18 protein-coding genes are annotated in these 21378 nt (G+C 26.6%); 14 read left to right on the plus strand and 4 right to left on the minus strand.

What is annotated here, in order from left to right; all coding sequences use genetic code 11:
• Positions 1–139: 139 nt before the first annotated feature.
• From melB to EJJ37_RS01830, 8 genes are all read left to right on the plus strand, one after another.
• Positions 140–1519, plus strand: coding sequence for a melibiose:sodium transporter MelB (gene melB / locus EJJ37_RS01795; protein ID WP_133013884.1), 1380 nt, complete (start codon positions 140–142; stop codon positions 1517–1519).
• A gap of 152 nt (positions 1520–1671) precedes the next feature.
• Positions 1672–3624, plus strand: coding sequence for a beta-galactosidase (locus EJJ37_RS01800; RefSeq protein WP_133013885.1), 1953 nt, complete (start codon positions 1672–1674; stop codon positions 3622–3624).
• A gap of 223 nt (positions 3625–3847) precedes the next feature.
• Positions 3848–4309: a hypothetical protein gene (locus EJJ37_RS01805; RefSeq protein WP_133013886.1), complete on the plus strand. Its 462-nt coding sequence runs from the start codon at positions 3848–3850 to the stop codon at positions 4307–4309.
• Positions 4310–4326: 17 nt separating this feature from the next.
• Positions 4327–4758: a MarR family winged helix-turn-helix transcriptional regulator gene (locus EJJ37_RS01810; protein ID WP_133013887.1), complete on the plus strand. Its 432-nt coding sequence runs from the start codon at positions 4327–4329 to the stop codon at positions 4756–4758.
• A 35-nt stretch (positions 4759–4793) separates the two neighbouring features.
• Positions 4794–5189 (plus strand): HsmA family protein, encoded by a 396-nt coding sequence (locus EJJ37_RS01815; RefSeq protein WP_133013888.1) that lies wholly within the window; start codon positions 4794–4796, stop codon positions 5187–5189.
• 148 nt (positions 5190–5337) lie between these two features.
• The gene (locus tag EJJ37_RS01820) at positions 5338–6102 is read left to right on the plus strand and encodes an EFR1 family ferrodoxin (RefSeq protein WP_133013889.1); all 765 of its coding nucleotides are present in this window, start codon (positions 5338–5340) and stop codon (positions 6100–6102) included.
• Between the two features lie 271 nt (positions 6103–6373).
• Entirely contained in the window at positions 6374–6910 is a 537-nt protein-coding gene (locus EJJ37_RS01825) for a hypothetical protein (protein ID WP_133013890.1), read from the plus strand.
• A gap of 99 nt (positions 6911–7009) precedes the next feature.
• Positions 7010–7666, plus strand: a complete 657-nt coding sequence (locus EJJ37_RS01830; protein ID WP_133013891.1) for an FMN-dependent NADH-azoreductase — start codon at positions 7010–7012, stop codon at positions 7664–7666.
• Between the two features lie 78 nt (positions 7667–7744).
• Here EJJ37_RS01830 and EJJ37_RS01835 read toward each other — a convergent pair whose 3' ends face one another.
• Positions 7745–9772: a KUP/HAK/KT family potassium transporter gene (locus EJJ37_RS01835; protein ID WP_133013892.1), complete on the minus strand. Its 2028-nt coding sequence runs from the start codon at positions 9770–9772 to the stop codon at positions 7745–7747.
• Positions 9773–10105: 333 nt separating this feature from the next.
• On the opposite strand from EJJ37_RS01835, the gene EJJ37_RS01840 reads away from it, so the two are divergent.
• Together EJJ37_RS01840 and EJJ37_RS01845 are read left to right on the plus strand one after the other, a co-directional pair.
• Positions 10106–11824 (plus strand): ABC transporter ATP-binding protein, encoded by a 1719-nt coding sequence (locus EJJ37_RS01840; RefSeq protein WP_133013893.1) that lies wholly within the window; start codon positions 10106–10108, stop codon positions 11822–11824.
• Positions 11825–11839: 15 nt separating this feature from the next.
• Positions 11840–13561 (plus strand): ABC transporter ATP-binding protein, encoded by a 1722-nt coding sequence (locus tag EJJ37_RS01845; RefSeq protein ID WP_133013894.1) that lies wholly within the window; start codon positions 11840–11842, stop codon positions 13559–13561.
• Between the two features lie 158 nt (positions 13562–13719).
• On the opposite strand, the gene EJJ37_RS01850 is transcribed toward EJJ37_RS01845, so the two are convergent.
• Entirely contained in the window at positions 13720–14754 is a 1035-nt protein-coding gene (locus tag EJJ37_RS01850; protein WP_133013895.1) for a DNA/RNA non-specific endonuclease, read from the minus strand.
• Positions 14754–15173: a ribonuclease Z gene (locus EJJ37_RS01855; RefSeq protein ID WP_133013896.1), complete on the minus strand. Its 420-nt coding sequence runs from the start codon at positions 15171–15173 to the stop codon at positions 14754–14756. The genes EJJ37_RS01850 and EJJ37_RS01855 overlap by 1 nt, the downstream gene beginning before the upstream one ends.
• 475 nt (positions 15174–15648) lie before the next feature.
• On the opposite strand from EJJ37_RS01855, the gene EJJ37_RS01860 reads away from it, so the two are divergent.
• Complete coding sequence (locus EJJ37_RS01860) at positions 15649–16320, plus strand: response regulator transcription factor (RefSeq protein WP_133013897.1); 672 nt, start codon at positions 15649–15651, stop codon at positions 16318–16320.
• The gene (locus EJJ37_RS01865; protein WP_133013898.1) at positions 16317–17327 is read left to right on the plus strand and encodes a sensor histidine kinase; all 1011 of its coding nucleotides are present in this window, start codon (positions 16317–16319) and stop codon (positions 17325–17327) included. The genes EJJ37_RS01860 and EJJ37_RS01865 overlap by 4 nt, the downstream gene beginning before the upstream one ends.
• 132 nt (positions 17328–17459) lie before the next feature.
• Here the strand turns inward: EJJ37_RS01865 and EJJ37_RS01870 are convergent, their stop codons facing one another.
• Complete coding sequence (locus tag EJJ37_RS01870; RefSeq protein ID WP_133013899.1) at positions 17460–18218, minus strand: class I SAM-dependent methyltransferase; 759 nt, start codon at positions 18216–18218, stop codon at positions 17460–17462.
• Between the two features lie 322 nt (positions 18219–18540).
• Between EJJ37_RS01870 and EJJ37_RS01875 the strand changes: the two genes are divergently transcribed.
• Entirely contained in the window at positions 18541–19308 is a 768-nt protein-coding gene (locus EJJ37_RS01875; RefSeq protein ID WP_133013900.1) for an ABC transporter ATP-binding protein, read from the plus strand.
• Positions 19298–21310, plus strand: coding sequence for an FtsX-like permease family protein (locus tag EJJ37_RS01880; RefSeq protein WP_133013901.1), 2013 nt, complete (start codon positions 19298–19300; stop codon positions 21308–21310). Before EJJ37_RS01875 ends, EJJ37_RS01880 begins: the two co-directional genes overlap by 11 nt.
• The last annotated feature ends 68 nt before the right edge of the window (positions 21311–21378 follow it).

Consider the following 21378-nt stretch of genomic DNA (forward strand, 5'->3'; position numbering starts at 1 on the left):
AAAAACTTAGTAAAATAATATAAAATTTTACTGTAAAAATACTTGTAAAAGGTTTCCTGTTATGTTAATATATAAACATGAAATGTGAAAACAATTACAAAAAATAAAAAATACATGGAGTATTTGGAGGGAGAGAATTATGGGATTATCATTTAAAGAGAAGTATTCTTTTGGAATTGGTGCACTAGGAAAGGATTTATGTTATGCAATTGTATCTAGTTATTTAATGATTTATTTTACAGATTCAATTGGACTAGCTCCAGCATTTGTAGGAAGTCTATTCTTAGTAGCAAGATTATGGGATGCAATTAATGATCCTGCGATGGGAATGATTGTTGACAATACTAAGACAAAATGGGGAAAATTTAGACCGTGGATTTTAATAGGTACGTTGATGAATGCAGTGGTATTGGTGTTCTTATTTAAAAGACCTGAAGGGTTAGAAGGAACTTCATTATATGCTTATTATTCAGTGATGTATATATTATGGGGAATGACTTATACAGTAATGGATATTCCTTATTGGTCAATGTTACCTTCTTTATCTAAAACTAATGAAGAAAGAGCTCAGATGTCAGTTATACCAAGAATATTTGCAAGTTGTGCATGGTTAATAATGGGGGCATTTGGACTTTCTATAGTCAATACACTAGGAAATGGGAATCAAACTAAAGGATATGGATCTTTTGCAATAATAATAGCAATAATTTTTGCGATAACTTCTATTATAACTGTTGTAAACGTTAAAGATAGCAGTTGTAAAACAACAGAGATAAGTAAAAAATCAGAAAAAATAAGTTTAAAGAGAGCATTTAAAGTTATAAAAGAAAATGATCAACTTATGGTATTTATAGGAGTAGTACTTGCATACAATTTAGTTGCTCAATTATCAGGAGGAATGTCAATTTACTATTTCAAGTATGTTGTTGGAAATGAAAATATGTATCAAGTGTTTACAGCATTTGCTGGATTAGCTGAAATAGCAGCACTTATGATATTCCCTATGCTTTCAAAAAGAATGAGTAAAAAAGGTGTATTTAGATTAGCATGTTATTTACCAGCGGTGGGCTTAATAATACTATTATTTGCAGGAATTTTTGTTCCAGGAAATGCAGCACTTATAGCTTTATCAGGAATAATACTTAAGTTAGGTTCAGGATTCACTTTAGGAGCTACAACTGTTATGCTTGCAGATGTTATAGATTATGGTGAAGTAAGATTTGGCTCAAGAAATGAAAGTATAATAGCTTCATTTCAAACATTGTTAGTTAAAACAGCATCAGCAGTTTCAGGTTGGTTAATAGGTGTTGGATTAACAATAGTAGGATATGTTCCAAATATAACACAAACTGCAGGAACAATATTTGGTATGAGAATACTTATGGTAGCAGTACCTTCAGTAATAACATTATTAGGATTCTTTATATATGTTAAAGGATATAAGTTACATGGAGAATATCAAGAAAAGATAATGAATGAGTTAAATAATAAGAGAGAAATTGAGTTAGAAGTTGTTTAGGTATTATAAATAATTATAAACAACAATTTAATAAATGACAAATTGAAGGTTCAACTCTCAATTTGTCATTTTTATTTAAAGAATATATTATTATAAAAATAAATTTGATATAATATTTTAGTAAAATTTACAGTAAAAAGGGGTAAAATAAAATGTTTTTAGGTGTTGATTATTATCCAGAACACTGGAATGAAGATATGTTAGAAGAAGACTTAAATAATATTATAGATTTAGGTAGTAATGTAATAAGAATAGGTGAATTTGCATGGCACATGATGGAGAGTGAAGAAGGTAAATTTGATTTTTCATATTTTGATAATGTAATAAATGAAGCTAAGAAAAAAGGATTAAAGGTTATATTTGGTACGCCAACAGCAACAATGCCAGCTTGGCTTGCAAAAAAGCATCCAGATGTTTTAGGTGAATTTGAAAATAATACTAAGAGAGTTTTTGGCGGAAGAAGACAATATTGTTTTAATAGCAAAACTTATCATAAATATAGTGAAATAATAATTAGAGAACTTGCAAATCATTTCAAGAATGAAGAAGTTATAGTAGCTTGGCAAATAGATAATGAATTTGGGCATGAAGGTAGTGATGTATGTTTTTGTAATGAATGTAAGAATGCTTTTAGAGATTACTTAAGAAAAAGCTATAATAATGATATAAATAAGTTAAATGGAATATGGGGTACTAGATTTTGGTCTCAAACTTACAATGACTTTGATGAAATTCCAGTTCCAGCAAAAACAATAACTACTCATAATCCAAGTTTAAGAATGGAATGGGAAAGATTTAGAAGTATAAGTGTTGAAAATTATGCAAAATTACAAGTAGATATTTTAAAAGAAATATTAGGAGAAGATTCTATTATAATTCATGATTTTTCAGGTGGATATTTTGATAAAAGCTTTGACTTTTCAAAGGTAGCAAAACATATAGATGTAGTTGCATATAATAATTATCCAGTATGGGGTGGGCAAAGAGAGCCAATTCCTCCACATGAAATTGCTTGTGGTTTAGATTTTATGAGAGGTGCTAAAAGACAAAACTTTTGGATTACAGAAGCCATAATGGGAGCACAGGGACATGATGTTATAGGATATCTTCCAAGGCAAAATCAAGCTAAAATGTGGTCATATCAAGCAATGGCTCATGGATGTAATTCTCTTATGTATTTCAGATATAGAGGTGCAACTAAAGGGGCAGAGCAATATTGTTATGGAATAATAGATCAAGATAATAAAAAAAGAAGAAAGTTCTATGAAGTTCAAGATTTCTTTAAAGATATGAAAGAAAATGAAAATGTTATAAATAGTGAAATAAAATCAGAAGTAGCAGTTATTTATGACTATGAATCTATGGCATCATTTAGAATACAAAAACAAAGCTTTTTAATGGATTATAAAAATGAAGTATATAGATTATATAGGCCTTTCTATGAAAATAACATTAATATAGATGTTATTCCATCATATGTAGATTTTAATGAATATAAAGTTTTATTAATACCAACAATGATTGTATTTAAGACTGAAGTTCAAGAAAAGATTAAAGAATTCGTTAAAAATGGAGGTAAAGTAGTATTTAGCTTTAGAACTGCAATTAAAGATTATTATAATAATTTAGTATTAGGAGAATTAAATCCAAGTTTTTATAATGAGTTAATTGGAGGATTTGTTGAAGAAATAGAATCTCTTCAGGAAGGACAAGATGTTAAGATTAAGGGGATAAATAACTTTGAAGGTATAGAAGGTACTGGAACTGTATTTAGAGATATGTTAAAGACTACTACAGCAGAAAGCTTATTTATGTATGATGATGAATTTTATAATCAATTATCAGCTATAACTTTAAATAAATATGGTAATGGGGAAGCTTATTATATTGGTACAGGTGTAGATAATAATACCATGAATATAATAGCTAAGAAGATATTATCAGAAGCTAACATAGAATTTATTGAATCAGAATCTGGTATAGAAGTTGTTAAGAGATTAGTAAATGATGAAGAATATTATTTTGTTATGAATCATACTGCATTAACAAAAGAGTTTAATGGAATTACTTTTAATTCTTATGAAAGTAAAATAATTAAGAAGTAATATTAAAAAAATAAATATATTTAATATAGTTGTAAATTATTATTTATAGCCTTAACCATTATTTTTATTTGGATAGGGCTATTTTTTTATTGGGGATTTTCAATAAGTTAAAAAATAAAAGAGATATATCAAATATTTTATTGACAGGAGGAATAATAGTTGTATAATAGTTTGCATAGGAACTAAAAGGTTCGCATAGGAACTAAAATGAGGAGGGATAGTGATGGACAAGTCTAAAAGTGGATTTTTAGCAGTTAATAAAAGAACGTTATTACTTGTAGCAGGTTTGGTATGGGGATTTGCAGGATTAAGAGTATTTACATTAGGAAGAGGAGATGTTGTGCTAAATAAAGGCAATATATTTATAAGTGTAGTTTTTTCAATTGCTATATTTTATATATTCTTTAATTTTATATTTAAAAAAATATTTATAAAGCATGCTAAGAGAATTATAAATAGTAAATTACAGAAGCAATGTCTATTTTCATTTTTTGATATAAAGGGATATATAGTAATGGGATGTATGATGACATTTGGAATAGTCATAAGAAATCTTGGGGTATTAAATCCTACGTTATTAGGAAACTTTTATATGGGGCTAGGGGCAGCGTTATTTTTAGCTGGTTTAACATTTTTAATAAGTTCAATAAAATTTGAAGAAACTAAAGCTAAATATAGTATGTAACATTGGAGGTAAATTATATGAAAGGTTATGATTCATTTGAAATAGCTATGCTTATAAAAGAAATATATTCTAATACCATGGGGATAGTTAGTGAAAGCTTAAAGGAAAGTGGATTAACACATCAACAAATAATGATCATTAAATTAATTGCTCATAGGGGACAAGTCACTGTATCTAATTTGTGTGAGGAAATGTCTTTAGCAAAAGGAACAGTTTCTGGAATAGTTTCAAGAATGGAAAGTATGGGTTATATTAAAAAAATTAAAAATGATGAAGATAAAAGAAATACTTATATTACTTTCTCGTATAAGGGAGAAGAATTTGCTAAAGAGTTTAGAAAAACTATAAATGATAGTTTTGATAATATATTTAAAAACTTTACAGAAGAAGAAGTTATAGAGTTAAAGAAAAATTTAACATATTTAAGAGATAAAATAAAAATGAATTAGATAATTTATTTTAATATTATTGGAGGATGAGGAAAATGAATGGAATGTTAATATTTGCAATAATTACTATAACACTAGCATTATTATTTTATACAATTGGAGTTTTTGGAGAAAGAAAATCAAAAACTTTAAACAAAAAACATGTCATAATATTTTGGTTAGGATTATTGTGTGATACAACAGGTACATTAACAATGTCTCAAATAGCAAAATCAGGTATAGAATCAATAGGAACTACAAGTCAAATGATTCATGGAGTAACAGGGGTTTTAGCAATTGTTTTAATGTTATTTCATGCTGTATGGGCAACTTGGGTATTATATAAAAATAATGAGGAGCAAAAAGCTAAGTTCCATAAGTTTAGTATTATTGTTTGGATAGTATGGCTTGTACCTTATATTGTTGGAATGATAATAGGAATGGGAGCATAATAGAAGAAGTAATAAATAATATTAATATATATATTAATATCCCTAAAAAGTTAAAAATTTCAAAAAAACTCTTGACCGTGTGTAACACCCGGGTTTTAAAATAGCATTATATCAAAAAAGAGTATATATAACAAGGAGAGGATATTAAATGTTATTTTATTTCACAGGAACTGGAAATAGTCTTTATGTTGCTAAAAATATTGAGAATAATCCAATTAGTATTCCGCAGATTATAAATAAACAAGAACAGAGTTATAAAGCGGATAGAATTGGAGTGGTTGCTCCTATTTACGGACATGAACTTCCAGAAATGGTTAAAGAGTTTCTTAAAATGTCTAAGTTTCAAACAGATTATTTTTATATGGTATTGACTTTTGGAAATCGTCATGGAGGAGCTGCTGAATTAATAAATAACTTTTGTAAAGAATATGGAATCAAAGTAAACTACTTAAATTTGATTCAAATGGTTGATAATTATCTACCGGTATTTGATATGGATGAACAGAGAAAAATAGACAAGAAAGTAGATAAATATTTATCAGCAATTATAAATGATATTCAAAGGAAAAGAAATTATATTCCTTTAGTTACAGATACAGATAGACAGGTGCACCAGAAATATCTGGAAATACGAAGTGAAATGCCTGTAGATATATTTCAGCATTTATATAAGGTTAATAATGACTGTATTCAATGTGGAATATGCACAGAGGTCTGTCCTGCTGGTTGTATCAGTTTGCAAGATGGTAAGGTATCATATAACATGAAAAATTGTCAGACCTGCATGGCATGTATTCACAACTGTCCTAAAAAGGCAATACAGTTAAATATCCCAGAGAAAAATCCACTAGCACGTTATCGTAATGAAAATGTGGAACTTAAAGAAATCATTGAAGCAAATAGACAAGGATAATGTGATAGAGAGTGATTTTAATTTTTTATTATGAATCATACAAAATAAAAAAAAGAATTTAATAGATAGCTTTACCTATTTAATTTAGGTAAGGCTATTTTATATTTATTTAATTGTAGATAGTATTCAAATATATATTTTAAAGGGGAATATTAAAAAATAAATAAAGTGATTTATTAATATAAAATTAGTATTAAAATAGATATATAGTTATAATAAAAATAATATAACTTGATTATAATTTTTATATAATTATTAGGGAGGGATAAAAATGAAACTGAAAAAAATGGTTGTTTGTATAACAAAGAAAGATATAAGAAACTTTTTGAAGTTACAAGATAAGCTTAATATAAGTGATATTTTTATTAATGATTATTTAAGATTAATAGGAAATGTTCAAGTATTTGGAATGAATATAAATATAGAAACAGAATTAAGTTTTTCTAAAGTTGAACACAATAATATCTATTTAAATATAAAGAGTTTTAAACTTTTAAAAATGAATATAGTAAATCCAATATCTAAAAAAATATTTAATTATGTAATCAATGCTTTTACTGATATAGAAGGTGTTACATTTGAAGGAAATGACTTTAAATTAGAAGTAGCAACATTAGTAAATAAATATTATAAAGAGCAAAAGTTTATTGATTTAAATAGAGTACAAGTTATAGATGTATCGATAGTAGATAAAGAGGTTGAAGTAGAGTTTGGCGGCATAGATATTGATACTGAAGTCATTAGAAAAGAGTATGGGAAAAATGAAGTGCCTTACGTTGAAGCTGAAATAGTAAGTGATTTAGGATAATATTTAACACTAAAAATCCTGCAGTAATTTTACTGTAGGATTTTTTAGTTATTAAATTTATATAAAAAGTAAATAATATTAAAGAAAAGAGGTGCATATATGAAGAAAAAATTATTATATATAAGCGTTAATTCAAAACCAGAGGAATTATCATCATCTAAAACTGTAGCAAGGACTTTTATTAATAGGTTCTTAGAAAAGTATAGTGATTTTGAAGTAGAAGAAATAGATTTATATAAGGAACACATACCAAGATTAGAATATCAATATTTTAAAGATAGAAATTGCGTAATTAGTGAGGAAGATGCGAAGAAGTTACCTGAAAAGGATCAGAAAGAAATAAGAAGAATAAGAGAATTATGTGACCAATTTATAAGTGCACAAATGTATGTAATAGCAGCTCCAATGTGGAGTTTATCATTCCCAGCACCCTTAAAAGAGTATATTGATTGTATAGTTCAAACAGATAAGACTATTTCTTTTGAAGAAGGAAAAAAGCCAAAAGGATTACTAAATGATAAGAATAGGGCATTAGTATATATAGAGTCTTCCGGCGGAAATATACCTTGGGTATTAGATGCTATAATGGATAAGGGAGAAAATTACGTAGCTAAAATAATGAAGTTTATTGGAATTAAGCATGTTCAAGAGCTTAAGGTAGATGGAACAGGGAAAAGTGAAGAAGAAAGAAAAAATGCTATAAAAAAGGCTGAGGAAAATATTGATTCAATATTAGTTGGAATAGATTTAGAGTAATTAAGAATAAATATTTATTTTAAAAGTCGATATCTAGTATTTATTGATATCGACTTTTAAAATTAAGTTTATCTATATTTAAACTTTAGAAGTTCTTTTATTTAATGGATATTTTCTTGTTAAAATAGTAGGATTACTATGTCCTAAAAATAGAGGAACTTTTTCAATATAAACATCACTAGTATCAAGTCCAAACCATTTTGATGGTGAAACTGTAAATTTCTTAATAAATAAATTAAGTTTAAGTATAGTTGATTCCCAAAAGTTTAATTTTGATTCTTGTGAAAGTTGTTCTTGAATTAATATAAAACGAAAATCACCAACTATTCTATTTTTTATTGTTGTATAAGTTCGAGATTGAAGTTCAATTTCGCCACTTTCAACTAATTCAGTTGAAATTTGACGTAAGAAAACATTTAAGTTTTGTTCTACTCTGAATCCAAGATTAAGTTGAACTTTTACAATATAAGATGTTCCAAATGTATCTACTGTATAATCTGCCTGATAAGGTTCATCTGTAACAGATATATGAACAAACCAATAAACATCAGCTTTTTTAGGTCTTTTATCTAAAATAGAATACATTATCTTTTTTTCTACCTTTTTGCTAGAACAACTATTAGTTAAATAAACAAGGTTTGTTGCAAACTTTGGTCTAGCTTCATCTTTACGTAAATTATTTAATTGTTCTTTATAATCAGAAATTCTAACATTTTCTAACAAGCTCATCTTAATATAATAGCTTTTAATCCAAATATACATAACTGACAAAATAATAAAAGCAATTAAGACAGCAACAAATCCTCCATGTGCAAATTTAACTGCATTTGCAATAAAGAATGAAAATTCAAATGTAGCAAAGAAAATAAAAATAATTAAAGAAAGAATAAAAGGTGTTTTCTTCTTTAATAAATAGTTAAATAATAAAATTGAAGTCATTAGCATCGTAACTGTAATTGCAAGTCCGTAAGCTGCCTCCATACTTTCAGAACTTTTAAAATAAAGTACTATTCCTATACAAACAACCCATAGTATTCTACTGATAGAAGGGATATATAATTGTCCCTTAGAATGAGATGGGTATAGTGTATGAAGTTTAGGAAATAAATTTAATTTAATTGCTTCAGAAACAAGGGTAAAAGATCCTGAAATCAATGCTTGTGAAGCAATAATTGCAGCTAATGTTGAAATTATTATACCAAACATTAAAAGAGATTTAGGTATCATTTGGTAAAATGGATTTAAATCTTTTATAGCAAGAATAGCCGGATTATTTTTTGCTGCTAATATCCATGCACCTTGTCCAAAATAATTTATTAATAAACATATTTTAACGAAAGGCCATGTTACATATATATTTTTTTTCCCAACATGTCCAAGGTCTGAGTAAAGGGCTTCAGCACCTGTTGATGATAGGAATATACCGCCTAGAATAAAAAATCCTAACTTATTTTCATCGCTAAAAAGAACCTTTACTGCATAATGTGGTGAAAGTGCACGTAATAAACTAAAATCATTACAAAGGTTAATAATACCAAAGAATGCAAGTGAACAAAACCAAATTAGCATAATTGGACCAAATAATTTACCGATAAAATCAGTTCCTAAATGTTGTATAAAGAAAAGAAGGCTTATAATGCAAATTACAATTATAATAATATTATTTTGGTTATTACCAAATAAATTATTAAAGCTAGGAATTAATTTTAAACCTTCAACAGCTGAAGTTACTGTTACAGCAGGGGTTAGCATACCATCTGCAAGTAATGCAGAACCACCAATCATAGCAGGAATAATAAGCCATTTAGCTTGTTTACGAACTAAAGTAAAAAGAGAAAAAATTCCACCTTCTCCTTTATTATCTGCTTTTAATGTTATTAATACATATTTTATTGTTGTTAGAATAGTAAGTGTCCAAAATACCAAGGATAAGGTTCCAAGAATAAAATCTTCAGAAACACTTTGTAGGCCACCATTGTTATGTATTACAGATCTCATTACATAAAGTGGAGATGTTCCTATATCTCCATAAACTACACCTAATGTTACTAAAACTCCAGCCAAGGTTAATTTAGAAATATTATTTTTTTTATTAATCGACTCCATATTCAACTTCCTTTTCAAAAAAGTATATATTATATATATTGTGCTAGATTATACAACTAATACCATATAAAAACAATGTGTTAAGAAATAATGAAATTTAAATTAAAATATTTTAAATTATTCTATTGTTAATATGTAGTTGTTTTCAATTATTAAAAATTCAGTAAAATATTACTAAATGAGATAAAATGTTAAATTTAGATTAAAATATGATAAAAAAACTATTTTTGAAATATATGAAAAATAATTAAAAACTTTACTTATTAAGTGGGTTTATTATAATGATTTATAGATTAGAATATAAAAAATAATAGATGGGAGGATGGATATAGGATGTTTAAGTTAAGGGAGTTTCTTAAACCATATATAAAAGAAACAGTAATAGGTTCAGGTGCCAAATTGTTTGAGGCTATTTTAGAATTATTATTACCTATTTTTATGGGAAAAATAATAGATATTGGAATAGTAAATAAGGACATGCCATATATAGGTAAAATGGCCTTGATAATGTTTGTTGTAATAAGTATAGGATTAGCATCAGCTTCTTTGTGTCAATATTATGCTTCTTATACATGTCAAAATGTCGGTAATGATATTAGAAAAGAATTATTAAGAAAGATATCTTTATTTTCCTATGCAGATATAGATAGATTTGGCAATTCTACGTTAATAAATAGAATGACTAATGATGTAAATCAAGTAGTTTTAGCAGTTGCTATGTTAATTAGACTTGTAAGTAGAGCACCTTTTTTATGTATTGGCGCTATAGTAATGTCAATATACATAGCTCCAAAAATGTCATTAATATTCTTAGTTTTAATTCCAATATTTATTTTGGTAATAGCTGTAATTATGAAAAGAACTATACCATTATATAAAAATGCTCAAGGAAAAATGGACAACTTAGGTCATGTACTTAAAGAAAATTTAACTGGAGTTCGTGTTATTAGAGCCTTTGCAAGACATGAAAATGAAAGTGAACGTATAAAGGATGCAACAGAAGAGGTGTCTAAAGCCTATATAAAAGTTACAAATTTATCTGCCTTAATGAATCCTATAACTTCACTTATAATGAATATAGGAATTATAGTTTTACTTTATGTAGGTGGAATTAATGTAAATATCGGAACTTTAACTCAAGGAGATATTGTTGTTTTAATAAATTACATAACGCAAGTTTTATTAGCTTTAATAGTAGTTGCAAATTTATTAGTTACATTTACTAAGGCTTCAGCATCTTCAGTAAGAATAAATGAAGTATTAGAATATGTACCAAGTATTAAAGATGAAGAATGTTTAGAAGATATTTCAGAAGAAATAATAATAAATAAAGAAATAGTGACTTTTGATAATGTAACTTTTAAATATAACTCAGAAGAAGTTTTATCAGACTTATCATTTTCAATTAAAAAAGGTGAAGTCTTTGGTATAGTGGGAACAACAGGTAGTGGTAAGTCTACTGTGGCAAATTTAATACCAAGATTCTATGATACAACAAAAGGTAAAGTATTATTTAAGGGTAAAGATGTAAGAAAGATATCACAAAATTCTTTACATGATCAAATTGGGATAGTACCTCAAAAATCAGTATTATTTACAGGTACAATAAGTGAAAATATTAAATGGGGAAAAGAAGATGCAACTAATGAAGAAATAATAGAGGCATTAAAAGCTGCTCAAGCCTATGATTTTGTTAGTAAAATGCAAGATGGTATAGATTCTGTTATTTATGAGGGTGGAAAGAACTTTTCAGGTGGACAAAAGCAACGTTTAGCTATTGCAAGAGCCTTAGTTAAAAAGCCTTCATTAATTATTTTAGATGATAGTTTAAGTGCTTTAGATTATGCAACTGATAAAAAACTTAGAGAATCTTTAAAAGAAAATTTAAAAGATACTACTACAATAATAATTTCTCAAAGAATTAGTTCAATAATTTCCGCAGATAAAATTTTAGTATTAGATGATGGAAAATGTATGGGACTTGGAACTCATGAAGAGTTAATAGGAAATTGTCCTACTTATAGAGAAATATACGAATCTCAAGTTAAGTAAAGGGGGAGAGTACTTATGAGTAATTTTAAAAGAGTATTAACATATGTAAATAAATATAAAGTTCAAGTTATACTAGCAATTTTATGTGCCTTTATTACTAATATTGGAGTAGTTATTGCAACATATTTAAGTGGATTAGCAATAGATGAAATTGGTGGAGTAGGGAATGTTAATTTTGAAAGTCTATTTATAATACTAATAGCCCTTGGACTTATTTATTTAATTTCGTCTATATTTCAATGGTTTATATCAAGATATGCAAATAAGGTTTCATATTTAATAGTTAGAGATATGAGAAGAGATACCTTTGAAAGTTTGAATAAGCAACCATTAGCTTATTATGATCATAATCCACATGGGGATATTATTAGTCGTTTTACTAATGATTTAGATAATGTTAGTGATGCTTTAGCAGTATCAATTACTAATGTATTTTCAGGAGCAGTTACTGTAATTACAGCACTTATATGTATGCTATATTTAAATGTTAAAATTACTTTAGCTATATTAGTAGTAACACCTATATGTTTTTTAATTGCTTCAATGATAAGTAAATTTAGTCAAAGATCTTTTTTAAAGCAGCAGCAATCAGTTGGGGAATTATCTTCATTTGTATCAGAAATAGTTGGGAATCAAAAAATTGTAAAAGCATTTCATAGAGAAAAAACAGCAATGGAACAATTTGAAAAAATTTCAGACAATCTTTGTGCAACTGCTACAAATGCTATGTTTGCTTCAGCACTTATTAATCCAAGTACAAGGTTTATAAACAATATATCTTATATAGCTGTTGGGCTTGTTGGCGGAATTTTAGCTATAAAAGAAGGAGTTTCTGTTGGAATAGTTTCGAGTTTTTTAATATATTCAGCTCAATTTGCAAAGCCTTTTAATGAAATATCAGGAATAACATCTCAGATACAAACTGCTTTTGCTTCATTAACTCGTATATTTAATATAATAGATGAAAAACCAGAAGCTCCAGATAAAAATGATGCTATAGAGTTAAACAACTGCATGGGTAATGTAAAAATTGAGAATGTATATTTTTCTTATGATAAAAATACTTCCTTGATAGAAGATTTTTCTTTTGAAGCTAAGGCTGGTGAAACAGTAGCTATTGTTGGTCCAACAGGATGTGGAAAAACTACATTAGTTAATTTATTAATGAGATTTTATGATATAGATAAAGGGGCAATATATGTAGATGGTACTAATATTAAGAGTATAACAAGAGATAGTTTAAGAAAGAATTTTGGTATGGTACTTCAAGATCCATGGCTTTTTAATAGCACAGTAAAAGAAAATATTGCTTATGGAAAACCAGATGCAACGGAAGAAGAAATAGTTAATGCTGCAAAAGCAGCTCATGCACATTCTTTTATTAAAAGGTTAAAGGATGGATATGATACTGTAATAAATGATGAAGATTTATCAGCAGGGCAAAGACAATTATTAACTATAGCTAGAGTAATGCTTGCACAGCCTAAAATTCTTATATTAGATGAGGCTACAAGTTCTATTGATACTTTAACAGAAGTTAGAATACAAAGGGCATTTTTAAAGCTTATGGAAGGAAGAACTAGCTTTGTTATTGCCCATAGACTTTCAACTATTGTTAATGCTGATAAGATATTAGTCATGAATAAAGGAAATATAATAGAACAAGGAAATCATAAGGAGCTTTTAGAAAAGAAGGGATTCTATTATGATTTATATAATAGTCAGTTTTCATATTAGTTCTATTTAAAATTTGAATTATTTTTGTAATTTGAAATAAAGCAAAAGGTCTTAATAAATCAAAAAATTTATTAAGACCTTTGTTTATTTTAACTAAAGTTATTGCTTCTTTTAGTTCTAAATATTAAGTAGTTAGCTTTTCTAGATATAATTAGAAACTATCTAGAAGCTTTTCGATATCCTGCATCAATTGCTTCTTGTTCACTATTGAAGTTAACAAGATATTTAGAATCTGCCATGTTTTCATAATCTTTTTGACCAGGGCAATGATAGATTTTTGATTTTGAGTTTCCTCTTATTACAGTTTCTTCATTAGAAGAAGTAGTATTATTAGTACTATTTGAGTTATTACTTGAATTTGTAGAATTAGTTGTATTATTTGATGATTCAGTTTCTACTATTTCTTCACCACTAAGGGCACTATTACCAGTTGCATAATCTATTGTAATTCCAGGTTGAACATTATATACAAATACATTAAATTCAATTCCTTCACCGTTATCTTCTACAGATTTTGCTTCCATTTGAACACCAGTTGCAACAAGGTTATTTCCTTCAAATACAGGTGTTACTCTATATAAAACATGATTATTTGTTTCTTTTATATAGTCAGCTACCATGTTTTCATATGGCAACATTAATGTCGCATTGAAGTATCTTGTACCAGTAATTAGGTTTCTATCATTTGCATTTTCAGCAGTTAATTGATAACCAATTAAGTGAGATCTATTATAAAGATATTTTCCTTCAACAATATCATATTTTACTGATTGCCAACCACTTGGTTTAACAGAACTAATAGATTCTCTTTTCTCTGTTGGCATTATATCTGTCCCTATATTAGCATATGCAACACCACATCTTCCTAAGCTATCTAAAGGACTATATTCCTCAAAAGAAGTAGTTGTTAAATCTGATTCAGAAAAATTAGGAACATTATTATTTAATATTATATAGTCTTCGCCAGAGTACTTTGGAATATCAGAAATATCTGAAACACTTATATTATTATCATCAGTGTTTCCATTTGGGTTAGTTAAAAGTATATTATTAGAATTAGAGTTTTCAATTACTTGTCCACTGTTGTTTGTAGAGGAAATATTAGTTGAAGAGCAACCAATAAATCCCAATAAGCATACTAAAACCCCTAAAGTCATAATTAGTGATTTTTTTAATTTAAATATATTTTTCATTAGTATATTCTCCTATAAGTTTCTTTTGTTATTTTTTCATGGGAGGATCCTTGAAATTCTTCTACTTCAAGTAGTTCCCATAAGTTAGTGTTTAGATCAATATCAAAATAGAAGTCTGATGGATAAAGACGATTCCATTTATAAACAACTATAGTATTTATATTATTTATATAATTTTTTACTTCTGTGTTTTCTATTAAACAAAAGTCGGTATCAGGACATTCATTTAAAAAGTTTTCACAGACTTTTATATTGCCATCATCAATATCCTTATATAATTTATAAGAGTATTCATTCATAAAAAGATTTTGATTTTTTACAAGTTCTTTTATGTTAGTTCTAAGAACTTTATCTTGACTTTGTCTTCTTTTATTAAACATAAGTCCATTTTTATCATCTAGGCAAACAATTATATTCATTACTATCCTCCTTTTATATTCTTCGTAATATTATATCAAAAATTGATGAATATAGTTATAATATTTCATATTTAGAAGTTAAAAAATCACAGGAAATTTATGGTGTATTATTTTTGTTAATAATAAATTTAGGAACAGTTACAATAATGTAAGGTAAATGTAATGAAGTTAAATATGAATTTAATTTTATAATTACTATAATAAAAGCATAACGAAAAACAAAATAGGAGCTGATTATTAATGAAAAAATTAATTGAATTAATAAAAGTTGTTGGACTAGTTATGTTTGCAGGATATGATGAAGAGAAGTTTAACTTATGTCAGAAATAAAAGTTTAAAAATTATGGTGAATATATAAAAAGGTAAATAAAATGTATTATAATGTGTAATGAAGCTTTGATTAATAGAGAAAAATATTAACAAAGCTTTTTGTTTTAAGGAAATTTAAAATGAATAATTATGTGAGGAGTACAAGATGAGTAAAATTTTTATAGTTGAAGATGAAAATACCATAAGAGATGAGTTAAGTATTTTTTTAGCTAGATATGGATATGAAGTAGAAGCACCAGAGAGTTTTGAAAATATTATAGAAGAAATAAAGAAGAGTAATTCAGATTTAATATTATTAGATATAAACTTACCTATATTTGACGGATATTATATATGTAGAGAAGTTAGAAAGTTTTCAGAAACTCCAATAATAGTTGTTACTAGTAGAGATAGTGATATAGATGAACTTATGAGTATGAATTTAGGAGCGGATGATTTTGTAACTAAGCCTTATAATACTCAAATTTTACTGGCGAGAATTGAAGCAATTTTAAAGCGAGTAAATAGAAGTTCAACACCACAAGATGTATTAGAGTATAAGGATATGAAGGTTAATTTATCAAATGGAACAGTAACTTATGATGATAAAACTATTGAAATAACCAAAAATGAATTGAAAATCCTATCTTATTTAATAAAAAATAAGGGGAAAATAGTTTCAAGAGAAAAGTTAATGAATTATCTTTGGGATTGTGAAATGTTTATAGATGATAATACTTTATCAGTAAATGTTACAAGAATTAGAAAGAAACTTGAAGAGATAGGGCTTAAAAATATAATTGAAACTAGGAGAGGATTAGGGTATATAATGTCATGAGTATAATTACCTTTATAAAGGAAAGAATGCTATTCCTTATGGTTAATTTAATTATGTTTTTATTAATAGGAATATTAATGAGAATAGTAGAGGTACCAATAAATATAATACTTATATTGTTTTTAATATGGTTTGGACCAGTAGTAATATATATGTTTTTAGAGTTTATTAAATATAATAGATATTTAAAGAACTTAACTGATACTATAGATGGTTTAGATAAAAAATATTTATTGCCAGAAGTTATTAATGAACCTAGGTTTCAAGAAGAAAGAATTATTAATGAAGTTTTAAAAGAATGTAATAAATCTATGCATGAAAATGTTAAGCATTATAAAAATGAGCAAATTGAGTATAGAGAGTATATAGAGACCTGGGTGCATGAAATAAAAACTCCAATTGCCTCAGCTAAGCTTATTTTAGAAAATGATGATAGTAATTTAAGTTCAAGAATTAATTATGAAATGAAGAGGGTAGAAGGTTTTATTGAACAAGTTTTATATTATGCTAGAAGTAGTGATGTAAGTAAAGATTATATAATTAAAAAGTTTTCATTAAGAGATGTTGTAATGAAAGCTGTTAAGAATAATAGTAGAGATTTTATAAATAGAAATATTAAATTAAACATTAAGGAAGTAGAAGGAACTATTTTTAGTGATGAAAAATGGGTAGAGTTTATTATAAATCAAATTATAATAAATGCAGTGAAATTTTCTATACCTAATAAAGGGGAGGTTTCAATATTTTCAAAGATAAACGAAAATAATATTATTTTAACTATAGAGGATAATGGCGTTGGAATAAGTGAAAAAGATATAGATAGAGTATTTGAAAAAGGATTTACAGGTGAAAATGGACGTAAGTTTGGAAAATCAACGGGGATAGGGCTATATTTATGTAAGAAGCTTTGTGATAAGCTTGGTATTGGAATAAGCTTATCTTCAAAAGAAGGTTTAGGGACTAAAGTATATATAGTTTTCCCTAAAGGAAAGTTTAGTAATTTTTAAATTTAATGATATTCTTTTAAAATAATGTGGAAATATGTATAACAGAAATGATGTCCATTATGGACATCATTTTGAATTTCAATATATTATAAAATTCATGATTTAAATTTAATGATTAAATTTAGAATTTATTTATTTCAGCATTCCAAAATACGCAACGGTTTTGTTTGGCATAGTTAGTATATTATTATCTACATGCTTATCATATAATTTGGATAACTCTTCTAGGTATTTCTGATAGTTTTTATCTCCTTCTTTCAATGAATATGAGCTAGATAAGCAACGGTTAATAAAAATATCTTGGGTAGTATATAAAATTGGATTATCAAACTCTACATAATTATACTTTTCATTAAAAAATTCCTTAATTCTTACATCATCTTTTTCGATACCACCACTAAATCCTTTAAAGTTTGGGCAATATTTAGAAAATATTTCAAAGCTGTGTAGATTTATTTCGCTACATGTATCACGCAGATTCCAAATTAGAAATACCCTTCCATCTTCTTTTAAGATTCTTTTACATTCTTCTTTAAATAGAGGAACATTAAACCAGTGAAAAGCTTGTGCTACAGTAATGAAATCAACAGAACTCTCATCTAAAGTTGTTTCTGTTGCTGTTCCATTAATTGAATGGAATTTCTTGTATTTAAATAATTCTTTTATAGCCTTATTTCGCATATCATTGTTGGGTTCAACACAATATACAGCACTTCCTTTATCTAATAGTAACTTAGAAAATTTTCCTGTTCCAGAACCAATATCAGCAATAACAGATTGATCTGAAAATCCATGCTGCAAATATAAATAATCAATAAGTTCATTTGCATATCCAGGACGTCCAAGCGTGTAAACATCTGCTAATCCATTAAATTTCTGTGTACTTTCCATATGATAATCTCCTCTTCAAATTCTTATTTATCAAGTAGTTTAATAAACAACTAATTAGTAATTTAGTATGATTATTTATTAATCTTTCATTAATTATACATTAAAAATAGATATAAGATGGTGGAATTATGCTTAAGAGAGATATGTTTTATTTTTCAAATATTTATAAAAAATTTATAATTAAAAGATTACGATTTTGTAAGATTACTGAAATGTAATTCAATATGTACTTTAATAACATTACTATAAAATAAATAATGAAGACAGCGATGATTACAAATACTTAAAGTAAGATAGATAAAATAATTGGAGGGAAGATTAAATGAAAAATATATTAAAAGTTGAAAAAATAGAAAAGTATTATGGAAATAAAGATAATATAACAAAAGCTATAGACAATATTAGTTTTAGAGTAGACAAAGGTGAATTTGTTGGAATAATGGGGCCATCAGGAAGTGGTAAAACAACATTACTTAATTGTATTTCTACAATAGATACTGTAACTACAGGAAATATTATAATAAATGATAAAGATATTACAAAAATGAAATCAAAGCAATTAGAGAATTTTAGAAAAGATGAACTAGGATTTATATTTCAAGATTTTAATCTTTTAGATACATTAACTGCTTATGAAAATATAGCTTTAGCCTTAACAATACAAGGTGTTAAACCTAGAGAAGTAGATACTAAGATAAAAAATGTAGCAGAAAGCTTAGGAATTTTAGAGGTTTTAAATAAATATCCTTATCAAATGTCTGGAGGACAAAAACAAAGAGTTGCATCTGCAAGAGCAATTGTAACAAATCCATCACTTATTTTAGCTGATGAGCCTACAGGGGCATTAGATTCTAAATCTTCAAGATTACTTTTAGATTCTTTTGAAAAATTAAATAAAGATTTAGAAGCAACAATTTTAATGGTTACTCATGATGCTTTTACTGCAAGTTATGCTCATAGAATTTTATTTATTAAGGATGGTAAAGTTTTTAATGAATTAGTAAGAGGAAATGATTCAAGAAGAGAGTTTTTCAATAGAATAATTGAAGTAGTAACGTTGCTTGGAGGGGATGTAGAAAATGTATTCTAAAATAGCAATAAATAATGTAAAAAAGAGTTTTAAAGATTATACAATATACTTTTTAACAATAGCTTTTGCTGTTTGTATATTTTATAGTTTTAACGCTATAGATGCTCAAAAAGCAGTATTAGTTATGAGTAAGAGTCAAGCAGAATATATGACAGTTGTAACAACTTTAATATCATATGTTTCAATATTTGTATCATTTATTTTGGGTGGTTTAATTTTATATGCAAATAATTTCTTAATAAAGAAAAGAAAAAAAGAACTTGGAATTTATATGACTCTTGGAATGAGCAAGAGTAAGATATCAAAGATATTATTAGGTGAAACTTTAATAGTTGGAATTTTATCTTTAGTGGCAGGGTTATTACTTGGAGTATTACTTTCACAAGGTTTATCATTATTTACAGCTAAACTTTTTGAAGTAGATATGACGGAGTTTAAGTTTATAGTATCATTTGGAGCAATTTGTAAAACAAGTCTTTATTTTGCAATTATATTTGGTGTATTAATGATATTTAATACAACTATAGTATCAAGATACAAATTAATAGATATGTTAAATGCAAGGCGTAAAAATGAAGAGATAAAGATTAAAAATCCAATAGTATCTTCAATAATATTTATTATTTCAGTAGCAATACTAGTATTTGCATATTATCTTGTTACTAAAGTTGGGTTAAATATGCAAAAAATTGAATTTGAAGCTTCTATAGTTTTGGGAATTTTAGGTACAGTAGGATTCTTCTTTGGTATAGCAGGTTTTATAATATCTATGGTTCAAAGAAGTAAAAATATATATCTTAAAAAGCTAAATATATTTATAACTAGACAAATTAGCAGTAAAGTAAATACTAACTTTCTTTCAATGGCAGTTATTTCTCTTATGTTATTTATAACTATAGTACTTTTATCAACAGGACTTAGCTTTAAAAGTGCATTAGAAGCAGGAATTGTAGCACCTTTTGATGCATCAGTTAAGTTATTTACAGAAGAAGGTGAAAAGTATACTAGTGTTGATCAAATCCTAAATATAGCTAAGTATGATGTTAAGGATAATAAAGCTATTTTCTTCAATACTTATAGAATGGATGGTCCAGATGCAAATTCTATATTAAAAAATTATGCAGTAGGAAGTTTCAAAAAAGATTTAGATAATGGAAAAGAAAGATGGGAATTTATTGATGTGATTAAATTATCTGATTTTAATAAAATAAGAGAATTAGAAGGAAAGAGCACATTTACTATGAATGATGATGAAGTTATGCTTCTTTCAAATTTTAAATCTGCAAAAGCATCTATAGAAAATATGATAAAACTTAAGGGAACAGTTAATTTAAATGGAAAAGAATATAAAGTAGCAAATACAGATTATTTAGATGATGCACTTTATAATTCTGTAATAGCAGATAATGTATTGACTCTTATTGTAAATGATAATTTTGATGGAAATATATATTTAAGTGATGCATATATGGATGTTAATTATAAAAATCCAGGTGATGAATCAGCAGAAGAGGATATGCAAAATTCATTTCATAATGTAAAAGATAATAAAGAACTTTATGATTTACCTTTAATAGTATATACAAAACAAGATGTATATAATGAAAACAAGGGAGTGAGTACAATTATACTTTATATTGGATTATATTTAGGAATTGTATTCTTAATAGCAAGTGCAGCAGTTCTTGCTCTTCAACAATTATCAGAAGCTAGTGATAGTAGTGATAGATATAAAGCATTAAAGAAAATTGGTGCAACGGAAAAAATGATAAATAAAACCATATTTGCTCAAACAGTAATTTATTTTATAATGCCATTAGGACTTGCGATAGTTAGTTCTATAGTAGGAATAAATGTAGTAAATAAGTATTTAAGTTTGTTTGGAAACACTAATATAGTACCAACAGCATTACTTACTTTAGCTATACTTGTAATAGTATATGGTGGATATTTCTATGTAACATATACAGGATATAAGAGTATAATTAAAAATTCAAAATAAAATATTATAATGATATATATGGTGTTCTTCAGATTGAGGAACACCATATTTTATATAATAAAGAGTTA

Source organism: Clostridium cuniculi (genome assembly GCF_004353185.1).
Lineage (GTDB): Bacteria > Bacillota > Clostridia > Clostridiales > Clostridiaceae > Clostridium > Clostridium cuniculi.

Bases quoted from the DNA above. Each gene is read 5' to 3' on its own strand.
- melB (WP_133013884.1), top strand. From the start codon at position 140: ATGGGATTATCATTTAAAGAGAAGTATTCTTTTGGAATTGGTGCACTA.
- EJJ37_RS01800 (WP_133013885.1), top strand. From the start codon at position 1,672: ATGTTTTTAGGTGTTGATTATTATCCAGAACACTGGAATGAAGATATG.
- EJJ37_RS01805 (WP_133013886.1), top strand. From the start codon at position 3,848: ATGGACAAGTCTAAAAGTGGATTTTTAGCAGTTAATAAAAGAACGTTA.
- EJJ37_RS01810 (WP_133013887.1), top strand. From the start codon at position 4,327: ATGAAAGGTTATGATTCATTTGAAATAGCTATGCTTATAAAAGAAATA.
- EJJ37_RS01815 (WP_133013888.1), top strand. From the start codon at position 4,794: ATGAATGGAATGTTAATATTTGCAATAATTACTATAACACTAGCATTA.
- EJJ37_RS01820 (WP_133013889.1), top strand. From the start codon at position 5,338: ATGTTATTTTATTTCACAGGAACTGGAAATAGTCTTTATGTTGCTAAA.
- EJJ37_RS01825 (WP_133013890.1), top strand. From the start codon at position 6,374: ATGAAACTGAAAAAAATGGTTGTTTGTATAACAAAGAAAGATATAAGA.
- EJJ37_RS01830 (WP_133013891.1), top strand. From the start codon at position 7,010: ATGAAGAAAAAATTATTATATATAAGCGTTAATTCAAAACCAGAGGAA.
- EJJ37_RS01835 (WP_133013892.1), bottom strand. From the start codon at position 9,772: ATGGAGTCGATTAATAAAAAAAATAATATTTCTAAATTAACCTTGGCT.
- EJJ37_RS01840 (WP_133013893.1), top strand. From the start codon at position 10,106: ATGTTTAAGTTAAGGGAGTTTCTTAAACCATATATAAAAGAAACAGTA.
- EJJ37_RS01845 (WP_133013894.1), top strand. From the start codon at position 11,840: ATGAGTAATTTTAAAAGAGTATTAACATATGTAAATAAATATAAAGTT.
- EJJ37_RS01850 (WP_133013895.1), bottom strand. From the start codon at position 14,754: ATGAAAAATATATTTAAATTAAAAAAATCACTAATTATGACTTTAGGG.
- EJJ37_RS01855 (WP_133013896.1), bottom strand. From the start codon at position 15,173: ATGAATATAATTGTTTGCCTAGATGATAAAAATGGACTTATGTTTAAT.
- EJJ37_RS01860 (WP_133013897.1), top strand. From the start codon at position 15,649: ATGAGTAAAATTTTTATAGTTGAAGATGAAAATACCATAAGAGATGAG.
- EJJ37_RS01865 (WP_133013898.1), top strand. From the start codon at position 16,317: ATGAGTATAATTACCTTTATAAAGGAAAGAATGCTATTCCTTATGGTT.
- EJJ37_RS01870 (WP_133013899.1), bottom strand. From the start codon at position 18,218: ATGGAAAGTACACAGAAATTTAATGGATTAGCAGATGTTTACACGCTT.
- EJJ37_RS01875 (WP_133013900.1), top strand. From the start codon at position 18,541: ATGAAAAATATATTAAAAGTTGAAAAAATAGAAAAGTATTATGGAAAT.
- EJJ37_RS01880 (WP_133013901.1), top strand. From the start codon at position 19,298: ATGTATTCTAAAATAGCAATAAATAATGTAAAAAAGAGTTTTAAAGAT.